This window comes from Bradyrhizobium sp. T-1 (assembly GCF_053592855.1).
Genome location: NZ_CM132115.1, coordinates 7,150,611 through 7,167,001 on the forward strand (window position 1 = coordinate 7,150,611; position 16,391 = coordinate 7,167,001).

Genomic DNA, 16,391 nt, shown 5'->3' on the forward strand with positions numbered 1-16,391 from the left:
CTACTGTGCGGTCTCGATCTTCATCGCTTTGATCTTCCGATACAGTGTCGCGCGGCTGAGCTTCAGCGTTCGCGCCGCCTCGGTGACGCGGCCGCCGTGCTTGCGAAGCGCCTCGACGATCGTCGCGCGTTCGGCGGCTCCGAGATCGGTCGCCGCTATCCTCCCTCCGAATGGCGGGAGATCGAGATCGGCATCCACGATGACGCCCCCCTCCGCCGTACAGCCGGCAAGTCGCAGCACGTGACGGAGCTGGCGCATGTTGCCGGGATAGGAGTAGGTCGACAGCAGCGCCCATGCTTCGCCCGAGAGGCGGCAGGTCGGCGCCTCCTCGCATGCGATTTGGCGGATGATGTCATCGCGATCCGCGCGCTCGCGCAGGGCCGGCAGCCGCACCTCCATGCCGCGCAGGCGAAAATAGAGGTCGGCGCGGAAGGCCCCCTCCTCCGCCATGCGGCCGAGATCGCGATGGGTGGCGCTGATCAGGCGGATGTCCACCGGCACCGGCTTGAGCGCGCCGAGCGGCCAGACCTCGCGATTCTCCAGCACGCGCAGCAGGCGTGTCTGCAACGCGATCGGCATGTCGCCGATCTCGTCCAGAAATAGCGTGCCGCCGTCGGCCTGCACGATCAGACCCTTCGAGCCGTCGCGGCGCGCGCCTGTGAAGGCGCCGGCCTCGTAGCCGAACAGCTCGGCATCGATCAGGCTCTCCGGCATCGCCGCGCAATTCAGCGCGACGTAGTTGTTGCGGGCGCGATTGCTCGCGGCGTGAATGGCACGCGCGAACACATCCTTGCCGACGCCGGTCTCGCCGTGCAGCAGCACCGGCAGGTTGTGATCGCCGATGCTCCGGAGCCGCTTCACGCTCTTGACCAGGCCGGGATCGCGTCCGGCGAGCCGGTGGAGCGCGTCGAAGCGATCGGCGGGTGCATCACGGCGCAGCGCGGAGGATTTTGCGCGCAGCGGCGGGGTAACATGGCTCCGTCCCAGCGGACGGCCGTCGGCGCGGCGCAACTCGACGAGCTCGTCCGCATGGCGCGAGGGATCGAGCTTGATGTAGCGCGACAGATCGATACCCGATGCAATCAGGCCATCGGTGAGGCCGAGCAATGCGCGCGCCTGCCGGCAGGCGCCAACGATGCGGCGGTCGTCGTCATAAGCGAGCAGACCACTACCGCCGTCGCCCGGCACGGTCGCGATCCAGGCGTTGCGGAAATGATCGCGGAAGATCGCGCCCTCCATCCGCCGCGTCGCCTCCATGGTCACCGCGAGCGCGAGCTGATGCGCAGTGCGTTCGAGATCCTCGCGGCAGGAGGTGATGTTGACCGCGCCGGCAAGCCGCCCGGCCTGATCGAATAACGGCGCCACCGCGCAGGAGAACATGTGCCATTGCGCACGAAAATGCTCGTCGCGGTGCACCAGGATCGGCTTCTGCTCGGCAAGCGCTGTCCCGAGCCCGTTGGTGCCCTCAAAGGTCTCGGCAAAGTTCGAACCGGTATAGATCTTCCAGTCCATGAACATTCGCGCATCGGATTCGCCCGGCAGGCGACTGAACAGCATGGTCGCGTTCACGTCAGCCAGATTGACGCAATAGCCGGCGTCCCGCAGCACGCGGGCAAGATCGTCGAGTTCGGGCGTGAGCAGCCGGATGGTCTCTTCCATGGGCTCGGCGACGTGACGGACCTCGGCCTCGGTGAGGGTCTGCGGCGGGCCTTGACGGGCAGGATCGAGCTTGTGGCTGATCAGGCAGCGCCGCCAGGAGTTTTCGATGCGCGACGATGCGTCGACGTCGGCCACGTGATTGGCCACGGACAAGACACGGGCGACATGGTTCGAGGCCGAAAGGCTGGCCATCGCGGACGTCTCCACCCTGTATTATTGTGCAAAGTCTGGCAGCACGGGCGGGGATGTCAATCGGGAACCGGTTTTCGCTGTCATTCCGGGGCGGCTCGAAGAGCCGAGCTATGGTGCGCAATTGCGCACCTGAGAATCTCGGGATTCCGGGTTCGCGCTGACGCGCGCCCCGGAATGACGCCGCATTGCATTTGCTGCACTGCCCTCACCACGTATCAATACACGGCCGCTTCTTCTCTGTTCGCGCCGGCGGCTTCGGGACTGACCGCAGACCCGCCATGATCCAGCGCCGCGTTTCGGCGGGATCGATGACGTTGTCGATCTCGAACACGGAAGCGATCGATACGGCCTTGCCGTTGGCGTAGAGCTCGGCGACCTTGTTGCGGTAATAGGTCTCGCGCTCCTCGGGATCGGCGATCGCCTCCATCTCCTTGCGGAAGCCAAGGCGGACGTAGCCTTCCAGACCCATGCCGCCGAATTCGCCGGTCGGCCAGGCCGCCGTGAAGAACGAGGCATGGAAGCCCCCGCCGATCATCGACTGCGCGCCAAGGCCATAGCCCTTGCGCAGCACGATGCCGAACAACGGCACGGTAAGGCTCGCCCCCGTGACGAACATGCGCGAAACGTGGCGCACGATCGCGGTCTTCTCGGCCTCCGGGCCGACCATGAAGCCGGGCGTGTCGCAGAGCGAGACGATCGGCAGATCGAAGGCGTCGCAGAGCTGGAGAAAGCGCGCGGCCTTGTCGCCGGCATCGGCATCGATGGCCCCGCCGAGATGGCGCGGATTGTTGGCGATCAGACCGAACGGCTTGCCCTCGATGCGGATCAGCGCGGTGATCATGCCGACGCCGTAGTCGCGGCGCAACTCCAGCACGGCATCCTTGTCGGCGACGAGGTCGATCACGCTGCGGATGTCGTAGACGCGCAGGCGGTTTTCAGGGATCGCGCGACGGAGCAGGCGCTGGTCCGCAGCCTCCCAGTCCGTCACCGCGCCCTGGAAATAGGACAGGTATTTTTGCGCGACGGAGGTCGCCTCCTCCTCGTCCTCGGCGAGGATGTCGATGACGCCGTTCGGCGACTGGAACGAAACCGGGCCGACCTCGGCCGGATGATAGACGCCGAGCCCGCCGCCCTCGATCATCGCGGGGCCGCCCATGCCGATCGAGGCGTTCTTGGTGGCGATGATGACATCGCAGCAGCCGAGCATCGCGGCGTTGCCCGCAAAGCAATAGCCGGAGACAACGCCAATGACAGGCACGAGGCCGGAGAGCCTTGCGAACTGCACGAACGACGGCCCATCGAGACCGGTCATGCCGAGCCGGTCGGTATCGCCGGGCCGGCCGCCGCCGCCTTCGGCGTAAAACACCAGCGGCACGCGCCAGTCTTCCGCAAGCGTGAGCATGCGGTCGATCTTCTTGTGGTTCATGTGGCCCTGCGTGCCCGCAAGCACGGTGTAGTCATAGGCCACGACGATGCAGCGCGCGGCATCGCCACCGAATTTTTCGGCATTGACGGTGGCGACCCCCATCACGAGGCCGTCGGCCGGCGTGTTCTTGATGAGGTCGTCGAGCTTGCGCCGCCGGCGCTGCGCCGCAATTGCGAGGCTGCCGTACTCCATGAAGGAGCCTTCGTCGACGAGCTGGGCGACGTTCTCGCGCGCGGTGCGCTGGTCGGTGTTGCGGCGGCGCTCGACCGAGGCTGGACGGTTCGCATCGAGCGTGTTGGCCTGGCGCGCGATCAGCTCGGCAAGATCGGGACGGATGTGATCCAGATCGATCTCCGCTTCCGCGGCCGTACTATCGGCCGCGACGTCGAGCGGTTCGAGATAGAGAATCGGTTCGCCATGCAGTAGCGTGACGCCGTCGCCGGCGACGAGTTTGGTCACACGCCCGCCCTGCTCGGCCATGACCAGATGCTCCATCTTCATGGACTCGATCACGGCAAGCTGCTGGCCCGGGCGGACGACCTCGCCCTCCTTCACCTGGATGGTGACGATGGTCCCTTGCAAGGGCGCTGCGACCATGACCGCGCCTTCCGGCACGACTGGCGCGACCTGGGCCTCGGCACCGTGCGCACCGCTTCGCTCGGCGGCGGCAAAGTAGAGCGGCTTGGCCGCGCCATCCGCCGCCTCGACCAGCTTCGCGATGTTGCGATCGATGAAGTCAGTCGCAATGCGATTGGTTCTGAAATCGGGATGCGCCAGCACCGCCTGGAGGAAGGCGATGTTGGTGACGACGCCATCGATCCGGAACTCGCGCAAGACGCGCGAGGCTTTTGCCACGACATCGTGCCAGGCTTCACCGGGCGTATGCACGATCACCTTGGCCAGCAGCGAGTCGAAGGCCGCGCTGGTCTTGTAACCGGCATAGCCAAAGCTATCGACGCGGACGCCGGGACCTGACGGCGGTTCGAACACGGCGAGCACGCCGCCGGTCGGATGTGTCGCGCCGGTCTCGTCCAGCGTCTCCATGTTGACGCGGAGCTGCATGGCATAGCCGCGCGGCTTCGGGATCGATCCTTGCGCCAGCCCAAGCGAGGCCAGCGAAGTTCCGGCGGCAACCGCGAGCTGGGCGCGGACGAGATCGAGGCCGAGCACCTCTTCCGTCACGGTGTGCTCGACCTGGAGCCGCGGATTGGCCTCGATGAAGGCAAAGCTGTCTTCAGCCATGCCATCGACCAGAAACTCGAACGTGCCGAGATTGTCATACGACGCGGCCGCCGCAAGCTGCTTGGCCGCCTCGATGATGCGGCCACGCAAGCCATCGCTGAGCGAGGGGCTCGGCGCCACTTCGATCAGCTTCTGGTGCCGGCGTTGGATGGTGCATTCGCGCTCCCAGAGATGGGAGATTGCGCCGTGATGGTCGCCGATGATCTGCACCTCGATATGACGGGCCTGCCGGATCAGCCGCTCGGCATAGACGCCGTCATAGCCGAACGCCGCCTTGGCTTCGGACTGGCAGCGCGCATAGGTTTCCGCGAGATCGTTAGCCTTCTCAACGACACGCATGCCGCGGCCACCGCCGCCGGCCATCGCCTTGATCACGATCGCCGCAGTACTGCCGAGCGAGGTGAAGAACGCCGTAATCTCCTCCAGGCTCGACGGCCCGCCGGTGCCGGCAATGATCGGCACGCCGCAGCGCTTTGCCAATTGCCGCGCCGCGACCTTGTCGCCGAACAGCTCGAGTGCCGCCGGCTTCGGCCCGACGAAGGTGATGCCCACATCGGCGCAGGCTTTCGCGAACGCCGCGTTCTCGCTGAGGAAGCCGTAGCCGGGATGCACGGCATCGCAGCCGGCGCTCTTCGCCGCCTTCACGACCGCTTCGATGTCGAGATAGGCCCGCGCGCCGCGGCCGGGGATTTCGACGGCCTCGTCGGCGACACGCACATGCAGCGACATTGCGTCGTCGGCGGGATGGATCGCCACCGTGGCGATGCCGGCGTCGGCGGCGGCGCGCGCGATGCGGATGGCGATCTCGCCGCGTTTGGCGATCAGGAGCTTTTTGAACGACATCGTATCTCTCAACTAAACGGCAGCAGGAAGGTCTGGATTGAGGTCCTGCTTCTTCACCTTGCCGGTCGCCGTCAGAGGCAGCGCGTCAATGATGCGTATCTCCGGGACCTTGTAGACGGCCATGCGCTCGGCACACCAGGCTCGCAGATCCTCGGCGGAGATGGTGCCGACGGCCTCAGGCTTGAGCTGGATATAGGCTACCGGCACCTGCCCCTTGTCGGGGTCGTCGCGCCCGATCACGCCTGAGCCCAGCACCTTCGGATGCTGGCCGAGCAGCGCCTCGATCTCCGGCGGAAACACGCTCATGCCCTTGACCTTCAACATCTCCTTGCGGCGGCCGAGGAAGTGGAGGAAGCCGTCCTTGTCGATGGTGCCGATGTCGCCGGTGCGCAGCCAGCCGTCGATCAGCGCCTCCGCGGTCGCCTCCGGCTTGTTCCAGTAGCTCTTAAGCAGCGACGGCGTCCGCACGCGGATCTCGCCCTCCGCGCCGAGCGGCAGCAATGCGCCGGTCTCGAAATCGGTGATCTTGAACTCGGCGCCGGGGACCGGCAGGCCGACGAAGATCGGCTGGTTGTTGAGATCGAAATCGTCGTCCTGGAAGCCGGCCGTGAAGGTGTTGGAGGTGTGGGTCTCCGTCATGCCCCAGGCCGCCTCCATCAGGATCGTGCCGGTGAGATCCTTCCAGCGCTTGCGATAGTCGGCGTTGAGCTTCTTCACGAAAGACACGACGCGGACCTGCTTCAGCGACGACAGGTCGAACTCGTTCCAGCGCGGAAGGTCCATCAGCTCGACCGCGCCATCAACCGGCATCGCGATGATCGTGACCTTGTACTTGTCGATCGCGGCCATCGCGCCGACGGCATCCCAGCGCGCCAGCAGGATCAGCGTTCCGCCGGAGAACAGTGGGAAGATCAGGCCGAAATTCTCGCCCGCGATCCAGAACTCCGGAAAGAACGACAGGAACACGCTGCTCTCGTCCGACAGCACCGAGATGCCGTAATTGGCGGCGGCCGTATAGACCATGTCGCGATGGGTATGGACGCAGCCCTTGGGCATGCCGGTGGTGCCGCCGGTGTAGTTGAGCGCAGCGACCTCATCGAGGCCGGGCGGCGGAAGCGCGGTGGGTGCGGACTGTGCTGCGAGCGCGGGCAACAGATCGGTCGCGCCTGAAACCGCGATGCTCGGCGCGCGGATCGAGTCCGGCGTCGGAAATGCGGGCGTCGCCGGCACGACATCGGCAAAGCTGGTGACGATGATCTCGCGCAGGCTTACCTCGCCCCTCGCCTGCTCGACGACGGGAATGAGCTGATCGAGTGCCACGATCACTTCGGCCTTGGTGTCGTTGAGCTCGTAGGACAGCTCGAACGCACGCGACAGCGGGCTCACGGGCACATGGACGGCGCCGAGCTTCAGGATGCCGAAGAACACGATGTGGAATTGCGGACAGTTCGGCAGGAAGACCGCGACGCGATCGCCCTTGCGCACGCCCTTGGCCTGCAACAGCGCGGCAAAGCGGTCGCTCTGCTGGTCGAGCTCGGCATAGGTCGTGACGTGCCCGTAGAAGATCACCGCGGGACGTGCGGGGCTCTTCTTGGCCCAGGCGCGCAGATATTCCGTCAAGGGAACTTCGCCATGCAGGTAGTTCGGCGAGCGCGGCATGTCCTTGGGCCAAGCCTTGTCCCAAAGGCCGTGCAAGGTGGCGAGGTAGTCCTTCTCGTTGAGGCCTGCACTCATGACGTCTTCCCGCGCGCTTTTTCTTTTCGGGCACAGATGTGCCTTCGTCCGACGTCATTACACGTCGAGCACGGCGAACGTCATGTCAAGACAAACAGTTCGTCGGCATCACGGGCGATACCGTGACGCGGAAATACGCGGAGAAAGGTTGCGCGTCAGGCCGCTCGCACGCCCGCAACGAAGGCGCTGACCTCGTTCTCCAGCGATTGCAGCTTCTCAGTCAGGCGTCCGCTCGACTGCAGCACGAGACCCGCGGCCTGGCCGGTCTCCGCCGTCGCGTCGGTGACGCCGGAGATGTTTTGCGAGACCTGATCGGTGCCGGAGGCTGCCTCCTGCACGCTGTGCGCAATGGCCTGCGTCGCAGCGCCCTGTTCTTCGACCGCGGCTGCGATCGACGAGGAGATCTCGTTGACCTCCATGATGGTGGCCCGGATGCTCTCGATGTTGCCAACGACCTGGTTGGTCTCGGCCTGGATCGCGGTGATCTGGGCGCCGATCTCGTCGGTCGCTTTCGCGGTCTGGCTCGCCAGCGACTTCACCTCGCTCGCAACGACGGCAAAGCCCTTGCCGGCCTCACCGGCACGCGCGGCTTCGATGGTGGCGTTGAGCGCGAGCAGATTGGTCTGCGAGGCGATCTGGTTGATGAGGTCGATGACCTCGCCGATCTTGTGGGCAGCCGCGGCCAGCCCCTGCACGGTATCATTGGTGCGCTGACCATCGGCGGCCGCCTTGTCCGCCACGGAAGCAGCCTGCGCGACGCGCTGGCTGATCTCGGTGATCGAGGCCGACAATTGCCCGGCAGCGGAAGCCACCGTCTGCACGTTGTTCGATGCCTGCTGGCAGGCAGTGGCGACAAAGCTCGCGCGGTCGGTCGCCTTGTTCGCCGTCTCGGACATGCCTTGCGCGGCCTGCTGCATCGCGCGCGCCTCGTTGAAGACGTCGCGAACGACGGCCTGGACGCTCGCCTCGAACCTGCCGGCGAGATCGGCCATCGTCTTGCGCTTCTCGTCGTCGGCCCGCTGCTTGGTCTCCTGCTGCTCGGCATGCATCCGACCCACGGCCGACGCATTGTCCTTGAACACGGCCAGCGCCTTGGCGAGCCCGCCGACCTCGTCGGCTCGGTTGGTGTAGGGCACCTCGAACGCGCTGTCGCCGGCGGCGAGACGCTCGGTCAATCCGGTGATTTTCGCCAGCGGCCGGGTCACGCTGCGGCCGATCACGAAGGATGCGCCGAGCACCAGCACGAACACGACGAGGCACACCAGGCCGAACGTCATCGCATCCTGGCGGAAGACGGCGTCGACATCGTCGAGATAGATGCCGGTGCCGATGATCCAGCCCCAGGGTGCAAAGCCCTTCACATAGGAGATTTTCCCGACCGGCTGCTCGAAGCCGGGCTTCGGCCAGAGGTAGCTGTAGAAGCCCGCGCCCTGTTTCTTGACAACGTCAACGAAGCCGACGAACAGCGCGTTGCCGGAGGGATCCTTCATCCCGGCGAGATCCTTGCCGTCAAGCTCGGGCTTGATCGGGTGCATGATCATCTTGGGAGTCATGTCGTTGATCCAGAAATACTCGACCTTGTCGTAGCGCAGGCTCTTGATCTCGGCCATCGCAGCGGCCTGCGCCTGTTCGCGCGGAAGCTTTCCCTCGCTCTCGAGCTTCTGGTAGTGCGCCAGGATGCCGTAACCGACATCGACCATGTGCTGCGTCTTGGCCTGGCGGTCGGCGATCATCTGGCTGCGCAGGGTCGACAGCGCGATCGGCGCCAGCGCGATCATGCCGAGAAGGCTGATGCCGACAATGAGAACCAGCTTGAAACTGATGCGGGAGAAAATCATCGGTGCTCGCAAGATTTGGCGGGGCTGATATGCCATTTTAACCCGATGGTCTTAGCAAAGCTTTAAGCAATCAGGTTCCCGACGTGGACCTTCGCGTCTGCGCGATCGCGCCCGAGTCGCACAACAGGATCGACCTGGCCCTCGGTGCGAGCGCACTTTGAAATTCGTCGACGATTTGCGGCTGCATTGGAATGGCTCCAAACAAGGAGCCTTCAATGCTGGCGCGTTTCTAGAAGACCTCGATATCGGCCTTCACGGCGTTGACTTGCGCGTGCCGCTGGCAGAACGATCGCGACAGATCTCTTGCGCCAACCGGGCGTGAGCGGCGCCAATAGCCAGCGTAACGAACAGCCAGAGACTTCATGCATCAATCGACAGACACCAGACCGCTCGACCTTCCTGCGTTGTGCGCAGCCGAGCGGCTCTTCATCTGGGGATTTCGAGCGAAGGCTCGAAGCGGGACTGCCGTTCCGACCGCAGCGGATATCCAGGAGGTCTACGACCATTTTCGCGTCGGCGATGCCGTGCCCTCGCTGGAGACCATCATCGAGATCTTTGCGTGCACGGCGCATACGGCCATCCAGGTTCATTGCCCCACCTGCCCGAAGATGTCGGAGAGCGAGCAAGGAATCTTGCGCGCGATCGTGGCGGCGCAAGAGCAGCGCATCGATATCTCGCGCGAACAGTTCAAAAGCTGGCTGCCGCCGGTTGGCGCCGATTGGGCGCTCGCGCCCGTCAAAGGACTTGCTACGATCTTCCGCATGGCCGGCCTCATCCTGCCGGATCGGCACGTCAGGACTCTCAATGTTGGGCAGACGATGGCGATGAAGAGCTGGCTCGTCGGAAGCCCCACCTTGCACTGACGAGATCGTTCATGAAGCAGGACGAGCAGCGAAGCATCGAAGGCTGCGACGAGTTTTGCCGAACGGCGCTCTCGCTTTTCCGCTTCGTTGGGGCTGCCTATGCGACCGGCGCCTCCGATTGCTGGGAGGCGGCCTATCGCTTTGCCGACGAGGCGCCCGGCATTACCGACAGCCCGCTGCTGGTCGCCCGCGTTGCCGCGCTGGTCAGAATCCTGCGCAGCGGACGCCCCTGTGATCTCTGCTTCATGCCACCATCGTGCCGGCGGCTGTCAAAGGACGAGGCGGAATTGATGCGCGTCCTGGCCGTTGCTCGCCGCAGGGAGGCCGCAGAGCTCAAGACCGTCGTCGGCCAGTTCGTCGGGATCGAGCAGGAGCGTGCGGCCACGCAGGCCGTCAACGCACTCGCGTTCTGCTGAGGCCTAGAGCCTTCCCGTTCCCAAGGAATCGGAACAGGCGCTCTAGATTCTTGTTTTGACGCGAACCGGGTATCCACGCTCGAAAACGCCCTAGCGAGTGCCCTTGCCGAGCACGAGGTCAATGGTGTGGGCCGCGATCCTGCGCAGTTGCGGCTCGTCGTCGAAAGCCCGTTCGAGCACGGCGAGGCCGCGCGTGACCGTGACGATGTGCAGGGCCGCGACCGCCGGGTTGCCGCTGAATTCGCCGCGCTCGGTCCCCGCGGACAATGCGTCCTGAACCAGGGCCGTGATGCGCGACACCAGGTTCGCAAAGGCCTTCCGCGCGTCTTCATCGAGCCCCTCGCCTTCAGCCGCGCCGAGCTCCATCAGCCCCCGCGTCGTCGGACATCCGCGCGGCGGCGAGCCGGAACGGAAATTGGTGATGGTCAGATCGAAGAACGCGGTGAGGCGCTTGCGCAACGAACCTGCGCCGAGTGCTTTTTGCAGAGCAACGAGATAGTCGCCGGCATAGCGCTCATAGGCCTGGAGGAACAGAGCCTCCTTGCTGCCGAACGCATTGTAGAGGCTGCCGCGCTGCACCCCGGCATCGCGCGCAATGTCGGACAGCGAGGTACCGCGCACGCCCTTGCGCCAGAACTGGTCGAACGCGATGCGCAGGACGTCGTCGTGATCGAACTCGCGGGGCCTCAAATCATGCTCCTCTGCCTCGCAGGTATTATTTGACACGGTGTCAAGAATATGGTTCTGGACATCGTGTCAAATACTAGCCGGGATTGATAGCCCATTTCGTCAATAGGCCGAGCGGCCGGCGCTTGCATGCGCCGCGGCCGGTCGGGGCCGCATGCAAAGGGACCAGCTCATGCCTCTCCTTCACATTTCCATGCGCGCCGGAAAGCCGGATTCCTATCGGCAGGCCATCCTCGACGGTCTCTATCGCGCCATGCGCGAGGCGCTGAACGTACCTGAAGGCGACGAGTTCATGACCATCAGCGAGCTGTCGCCCGCGAACTTCCGCTGTGGCAACGCCTATGGCGTCAAGCGCAGCGAGGATGCCGTGCTGATCCAGATCACCGTGTTCGCCTCGCGCACCCCGGAGCAGAAGAAGGCGCTCTATCGCCGGATCGCCGACCTGCTCGGCGACAATCCCGGCATCCGCCCCGAGGACGTATTCGTCAACGTGCTCGATGCCCCCGCGGAGAACTGGTCCGTCAGCCACGGCATCGCGCAATTCGCGTGAGTTCGAAGGGCCTGCCAAGACCCTCTTGAGAATTACCGGCCGGAAGGGTCTGATGGGCCGCGGAGCGAGCCTCCGCCGAGCCGAACTCAGGACCTGAACCACATGACCATGCCGGTCGAGCAATTGTGGAGCCTGCCGGAGACCGCGCTGGTCGGCGCTTATGCTGAGGCGCGCCGTCGCTATGCGGAGAAGAAGTTCGAGCGCGACACTCAGCGGGCGCGGCTCGAATGGATGCGCGCCAAGCTGTTCGTCAACACGCAAGGCAATGTGACCGAGCGCAAGATGGCGGTCGACGTTTCCGAAGAACTGGCGCGGAAGGGCCAGGAAGTACGGGAGATGACGCGATCTCGACATATTGAAAGTCGACGTCGACGTGATCGACACGATGATCCGGTTGCGCAGCGCGCGCGGCGCCTCTCCGGTTCATGCGGAGGAGACAGCCGAGCAGCCGGCCGAGCCGGACGGGGAGTGACATGACTACGTTCCGGGGAAGCTGCCTGTGCGGCAAGGTCGCTTTCGAGGTCGAAGGTCCGTTCGATCGTTTTCTCAACTGCCATTGCTCGCGTTGCCGCAAGGCGACCGGGACCGCGCATTCCTGCGAGGTGGTCGTCAAGGCCGGCGCACTGCGCTGGCTGCGCGGCGAAGCATCTGTCGCTCGCTTCGATCTGCCCAATGCACGCAGCTTTGCCACCGCATTCTGCAAAGCCTGCGGCAGCCCGATGCCACACCTCACACGCAGCGGGCGCGAGGCGATCATCCATGCCGGCGCGTTCGACGAGCCGCTCGGCGCGACACCCGACTGGCATGTCCAGTGGGCGTCACGCGCAGAATGGTATGTGCACGGGGATGGATTGACGGTGGAGGATTGAAGCTGAGCGTGCAGCATGCACGCTGTGGCGTAAGGCTGCGTCGACGGGAGCGAATGGCTCCTATCGCCTCAATTCAACCTGAAGCAACACACCCGTCCATAAGCGCGTCGAGCTCCGCTTTCGACAGCACCCCGAGCTCGGCGATGAAGACCATCCGCGCCCGCGGCACGCCTTCACTCGGCGGCTCGCCCGGCGCCAGTGTCGCGCGGCCGCCGGCGAACTGAAACACCATCAGACGTCCGGGCTGCTCGACCGTTTCGAACAGGCCTTTTGCACGTGCCAGCTTCGGCGCCAGCCGGCCGATTGCTTGCTGCAATCGCGGCAGCGAGAGCGGCCGGTCCGAGGCCCAGCTCAGCGTCTCGAAGCGCTCTTCTGCCGGACGTTTCGGTCCCGGCTCGCGCAGCGCGGGCGCGCGGTCGGTGGTCGCGGGAAACAGCAGCGCGGCTGGAAGCTCGCCGTGCTTCGCGTCGACCACCACGGCGGGCACGCGTTGCGCGCGGATGGCCTCGCGCATCCGCACGCTTGCGCCTTCGTCAGCCAGATCCAGCTTGCTCAGCGCCACGATGTCGGCGACGCGCAGCTGCGACCGCATCAGCGCATCATCCAGAGCGGCCCGCGGCGTTGCCGCGTCCATGACGCAGAGCACCGTTTCCAGCGGCGCCTCGCGCAGGATCACCGGATCCATCAAATTGCGGACGATGTCGCCGGGATCGGCGACGCCGCTGGTCTCGATGACGATGTAGTCCGGCTTCGGATCGCGCCGCAGCAAGACCGAGAGTGTCCGCAACAAATCGCCTTCGAGCGAGCAGCAGATGCAGCCATTGGCGAGACTGACCACGCCGTCGCTCGCGCCGGCGATCAATTCCGCATCGATATTGATCGCGCCGAAATCGTTGACGATGGCGGCAATGCGCCGTCCTTCCGCGTTCGCCAGCAGATGGTTGACGACCGTGGTCTTGCCCGCCCCCAAAAAACCCGTGACCAGGAGAACGGGAACCGGCATGGATCAGCTCCCGACGACGGGACGGCGCACGGGCTTTCCGGGCCGCGCGGCGACGTCGAGCACGCCGTCGCTGATCAGCACCTGGCCGCTGACCACGAGATGTCGCACGCCTTCCGACGCACGGTTCATCGCCGTGAACGTCGCGCGGTCCGACAGCTTCTCGTAGTCGAACACCACGATGTCGGCATCGGCGTCCTTTGCCAGCCGTCCCTTGGCGCGCATCGCCGGCGTGCTCTGCGACAGGATCTGTGCGGGGATCAGCGCGCATTTGCGCACACCTTCGAGCAGCGACACGGTCTTGCGTTCGCGCACCCATTCGCGGATGAACTTCGTGAAGCAGCCGGCCGAGCGCGGATGCGAGGTGGCGTCATCCGGCAGCGGCCAGGCATCGCCCTTGTAGGTGCTGCCGTCCGACAGCGTCCACGGCATCGCGTCGGAGGCGATCGCGCCGCCGGGATAGAGCACCGACATATCGAGCAGATCGCGGTGATGCGCATTGTTCTCGGTGTCGAGGATGTGCCAGAGCACCAGCGAGGACGGCTCGTCGGCTTGAGCTTTCAGCAGTTCCTCGCGGTCATGGAAGCGATAGCCGTCGGTCACGCGCTGCACGGAATCGTAACCGGTGCCGTTGCGCTCGACGAATTCGGGATCGCTGAAGAAGGCCGCGGCCAGCACGGTCGAGCCGGTGCCGTACGGATAGGCTTCGACCGTGATCGGCAGGCCCTGTGCCTGCGCCTTCTCGATCAGCACGCGGCAGCGTTCGATATCGGTCTTGCTCGACGAATTGAAATGACAGATGTGCATATGCGCGCCTGTCGCGCCGGCATAGCCGATCAGGCGGATATAGGCTTCCGCCGCGCTCTCGGGATCGATGCGCGACATGTAGGCGACGTGGGTGAAGGTCGGGACATTTTGCTTGGCCGCGAGCTGGCACACCGCGGTCAGCTCCTGCACGCCGGCACCCGGCGCATAGGCGTTCAAGATGCCGATGCCGATGCCGCCCTCGTTCAAACCGCGCGTGAGACGCTCGAGGATTCCCACCACCTCCGCATCGCTCGCCACATTATCCATCCAGCGGCGATCGCGCATGGCGTTGCCGAACGCTTCCAGCGAGCTCTCCGCGTTCGAGCCCGTCATCGCGCCGATGCGCGCAAAGGCCCAGTTGGTGGCGGCGCCGTAGTTCAGCACGCGGCCTCGCCTCGCCTGGCGCTCGTACCAGGGGGCGACAGGCAGCACGCCGGCCTCGAGATCGAGCGTCGTCGTCACGCCGTCGAAGGCCTGCATGCGGTCGGCGGGGACCGACTGGCCGTGGGCGTGCAGGTCGATGAAGCCGGGCGCGACCACGAGCCCGGTCGCATCGATCACCCGCTCGGCGCTGCCGAGCGAGGAGCCGACGGCGGCAATCTTGCCGTCCATCACCGCCACGTCGCCGACGGCGTCCATTCCGCTCGCGGGATCCACGACCCGGCCGCCAGAGATCACCAAACCGCTCATATCATCACTCCGCCAAGCTATTTCCCAAACCTCCAAAGGCCCGGCAGCAGCTTCGGAGGCGCAGACCGGCCGCATCAGCGCACCGTCCCGGCGCGCATGAAGGCAGATTTTTTGATGAACCACCACCGCCACCGGAGCCGACACAGTATGCAGATTGCACCACTTCGATCGCCGCGGTCGCGCGAATGGGATGCAGTCCCGGGTTGCATCCCGGCCAATACCAAGCTATTGGGTGCGCGCAATTTCATTTTGGAGGCGATCATGTCGACGACAGCACGCTTCCCGGGTTCGCCGCGCGATATTTGACGCGCTCCCCCGGGACCAAAGGCCCGGGTGAACGATAAAGCCCCATATCAACTCTCATCTGCCGCGGCCCATCGGCGCCGCGATCTCGATCCTGTGTCATGACATCCCATGTTTTACCGGCTCCTTGTCAGGCGGCCGGGCGTTCCGACCTGCTTGAACGCCGGCTTCGGCGATATCACCCGAGCGTCCAGGACGCGGTGCGCGCGTTGAGCGCTCGGCACGCACGTTTGGCCGACCTCGCCGCGAGCTTTCCTGCGCTTCTCTTCGCACTGGCTGTACCGCGGCCACGGTGCGATCCCGCGCGCGCCATTGCATCCGTGATCGACGGCGCCGCCCTCGCGCAAATCGCCGCACTTGCCGACTTGCCCTTGTGGCTGCGCAAGCTTCCCCCGGAAGTGTTCGTGCGTCCGATCCCGCGATTGCCCGATGGCGAACTTCTTCGCCGGCAGATCGCGAACCACCTTCCGCGCTCTCCCAAGCTCGCGCCGACCTGGCTTCAGCTCGTGGCCGATGCTGCCGAGATCGCGCATGAGCCGTTGGCGGCGTGGATCGCGCGCGAATACGTCCGCGATCCGCGGCAGGTGCCCCCCGCACGGTTGCGGCGCATCGCTCTTTGGGCCTGGTTCTCCGCCGAGCCCGCTACAGCAGGGCACGACCTGATCGAACGGCCATGGACACCGGACATGCGGATCGATGCCGCACGTTCCGCCGCGCATGATTGGCAAGCCGCAGTAACCCTGCATGCAAATCTCGGTCGACAGCCGATCCCTGATATGTGGCTGCGGGCGGGCCGGATGGCAGGTTACGAGTTCCTGCCGCTGGATTCGTTGACCGCGATCACCGAAGAGGCAAGGGCTATGCGGAATTGCCTCCGAACCTACGGCACCAACCTCGCGCATAATCAAACGCGAGTTTGGAGTGTGCGGAAGGACGGCGAACGCGTCGCGACGTTGCAGATCTCCCGCCGTTATCGCGACCCGCTGCCAAACATCGTTCAGCTCAAGGGGCCCGGCAATATCGAGGTCTCGCGCGAGCTGTGGTGGGCAGCGCGTCAATGGCTGCACAGGCACGATCTGTCGCAGGTCGTGATCAAGCCGCGGAGCTGGGGTACTGCGCCGCTCAATCGCGAAAGCTGGGTGTCGCTATGGCGGCCCTACTGGCTGGCCAAACGTCGTATCCCCGACTGGCTGCCGTTGGCCCCGTCGCGCGCAGCGCTGGAGGCGCTGTGAACCTACCAAAGCCGTTGGCAAAGCGTTGACCACCATCGGA

The 16,391-nt window shown here is 65.2% G+C and carries 14 protein-coding genes; 7 read left to right on the forward strand and 7 right to left on the reverse strand.

Features of this window, described 5'->3' with window-relative positions:
- From ACWAT4_RS34115 to ACWAT4_RS34130, 4 genes are all read right to left on the reverse strand, one after another.
- Complete coding sequence (locus ACWAT4_RS34115) at positions 1-1,851, reverse strand: sigma-54-dependent Fis family transcriptional regulator (protein WP_212300103.1); 1,851 nt, start codon at positions 1,849-1,851, stop codon at positions 1-3.
- Positions 1,852-2,056: 205 nt separating this feature from the next.
- Positions 2,057-5,362, reverse strand: coding sequence for an acetyl-CoA carboxylase family protein (locus ACWAT4_RS34120; protein ID WP_449729156.1), 3,306 nt, complete (start codon positions 5,360-5,362; stop codon positions 2,057-2,059).
- 12 nt (positions 5,363-5,374) lie between these two features.
- Entirely contained in the window at positions 5,375-7,096 is a 1,722-nt protein-coding gene (locus ACWAT4_RS34125) for an AMP-binding protein (RefSeq protein ID WP_449729157.1), read from the reverse strand.
- A 155-nt stretch (positions 7,097-7,251) separates the two neighbouring features.
- Positions 7,252-8,934, reverse strand: a complete 1,683-nt coding sequence (locus tag ACWAT4_RS34130) for a methyl-accepting chemotaxis protein (RefSeq protein ID WP_212300106.1) — start codon at positions 8,932-8,934, stop codon at positions 7,252-7,254.
- Positions 8,935-9,091: 157 nt separating this feature from the next.
- On the opposite strand from ACWAT4_RS34130, the gene ACWAT4_RS34135 reads away from it, so the two are divergent.
- The 3 genes from ACWAT4_RS34135 to ACWAT4_RS34145 are packed head-to-tail and all read left to right on the forward strand — an operon-like array spanning position 9,092 to position 10,213.
- Positions 9,092-9,256, forward strand: a complete 165-nt coding sequence (locus tag ACWAT4_RS34135; protein ID WP_212300107.1) for a hypothetical protein — start codon at positions 9,092-9,094, stop codon at positions 9,254-9,256.
- A gap of 40 nt (positions 9,257-9,296) precedes the next feature.
- A complete protein-coding gene (locus tag ACWAT4_RS34140; RefSeq protein ID WP_449729158.1) occupies positions 9,297-9,797 on the forward strand; it encodes a hypothetical protein in 501 nt (166 codons plus the stop codon).
- A gap of 11 nt (positions 9,798-9,808) precedes the next feature.
- Positions 9,809-10,213, forward strand: a complete 405-nt coding sequence (locus ACWAT4_RS34145; protein WP_449729159.1) for a hypothetical protein — start codon at positions 9,809-9,811, stop codon at positions 10,211-10,213.
- A 90-nt stretch (positions 10,214-10,303) separates the two neighbouring features.
- On the opposite strand, the gene ACWAT4_RS34150 is transcribed toward ACWAT4_RS34145, so the two are convergent.
- The gene (locus tag ACWAT4_RS34150; RefSeq protein WP_449729160.1) at positions 10,304-10,903 is read right to left on the reverse strand and encodes a TetR/AcrR family transcriptional regulator; all 600 of its coding nucleotides are present in this window, start codon (positions 10,901-10,903) and stop codon (positions 10,304-10,306) included.
- Positions 10,904-11,072: 169 nt separating this feature from the next.
- On the opposite strand from ACWAT4_RS34150, the gene ACWAT4_RS34155 reads away from it, so the two are divergent.
- From ACWAT4_RS34155 to ACWAT4_RS34165, 3 genes are all read left to right on the forward strand, one after another.
- Positions 11,073-11,450 (forward strand): tautomerase family protein, encoded by a 378-nt coding sequence (locus ACWAT4_RS34155; RefSeq protein ID WP_449729161.1) that lies wholly within the window; start codon positions 11,073-11,075, stop codon positions 11,448-11,450.
- Positions 11,451-11,552: 102 nt separating this feature from the next.
- On the forward strand, positions 11,553-11,927 hold the full coding sequence (locus ACWAT4_RS34160; protein ID WP_449729162.1) for a hypothetical protein: 375 nt from the start codon (positions 11,553-11,555) through the stop codon (positions 11,925-11,927).
- Entirely contained in the window at positions 11,924-12,319 is a 396-nt protein-coding gene (locus tag ACWAT4_RS34165; protein WP_449729163.1) for a GFA family protein, read from the forward strand. The genes ACWAT4_RS34160 and ACWAT4_RS34165 overlap by 4 nt, the downstream gene beginning before the upstream one ends.
- A 73-nt stretch (positions 12,320-12,392) precedes the next feature.
- Here ACWAT4_RS34165 and ACWAT4_RS34170 read toward each other — a convergent pair whose 3' ends face one another.
- A complete protein-coding gene (locus ACWAT4_RS34170) occupies positions 12,393-13,322 on the reverse strand; it encodes a CobW family GTP-binding protein (protein ID WP_449729164.1) in 930 nt (309 codons plus the stop codon).
- Positions 13,323-13,325: 3 nt separating this feature from the next.
- Entirely contained in the window at positions 13,326-14,816 is a 1,491-nt protein-coding gene (locus ACWAT4_RS34175) for an amidohydrolase family protein (protein WP_212426536.1), read from the reverse strand.
- Between the two features lie 623 nt (positions 14,817-15,439).
- Here ACWAT4_RS34175 and ACWAT4_RS34180 point away from each other — a divergent pair.
- The gene (locus ACWAT4_RS34180) at positions 15,440-16,351 is read left to right on the forward strand and encodes a hypothetical protein (RefSeq protein ID WP_449729165.1); all 912 of its coding nucleotides are present in this window, start codon (positions 15,440-15,442) and stop codon (positions 16,349-16,351) included.
- Positions 16,352-16,391 lie beyond the last annotated feature (40 nt).

Excerpts from the sequence above, each read along its gene's own strand:
- ACWAT4_RS34115 (WP_212300103.1), bottom strand. The coding sequence starts at position 1,851 with ATGGCCAGCCTTTCGGCCTCGAACCATGTCGCCCGTGTCTTGTCCGTG.
- ACWAT4_RS34120 (WP_449729156.1), bottom strand. The coding sequence starts at position 5,362 with ATGTCGTTCAAAAAGCTCCTGATCGCCAAACGCGGCGAGATCGCCATC.
- ACWAT4_RS34125 (WP_449729157.1), bottom strand. The coding sequence starts at position 7,096 with ATGAGTGCAGGCCTCAACGAGAAGGACTACCTCGCCACCTTGCACGGC.
- ACWAT4_RS34130 (WP_212300106.1), bottom strand. The coding sequence starts at position 8,934 with ATGATTTTCTCCCGCATCAGTTTCAAGCTGGTTCTCATTGTCGGCATC.
- ACWAT4_RS34140 (WP_449729158.1), top strand. The coding sequence starts at position 9,297 with ATGCATCAATCGACAGACACCAGACCGCTCGACCTTCCTGCGTTGTGC.
- ACWAT4_RS34145 (WP_449729159.1), top strand. The coding sequence starts at position 9,809 with ATGAAGCAGGACGAGCAGCGAAGCATCGAAGGCTGCGACGAGTTTTGC.
- ACWAT4_RS34155 (WP_449729161.1), top strand. The coding sequence starts at position 11,073 with ATGCCTCTCCTTCACATTTCCATGCGCGCCGGAAAGCCGGATTCCTAT.
- ACWAT4_RS34160 (WP_449729162.1), top strand. The coding sequence starts at position 11,553 with ATGACCATGCCGGTCGAGCAATTGTGGAGCCTGCCGGAGACCGCGCTG.
- ACWAT4_RS34165 (WP_449729163.1), top strand. The coding sequence starts at position 11,924 with ATGACTACGTTCCGGGGAAGCTGCCTGTGCGGCAAGGTCGCTTTCGAG.
- ACWAT4_RS34170 (WP_449729164.1), bottom strand. The coding sequence starts at position 13,322 with ATGCCGGTTCCCGTTCTCCTGGTCACGGGTTTTTTGGGGGCGGGCAAG.
- ACWAT4_RS34175 (WP_212426536.1), bottom strand. The coding sequence starts at position 14,816 with ATGAGCGGTTTGGTGATCTCTGGCGGCCGGGTCGTGGATCCCGCGAGC.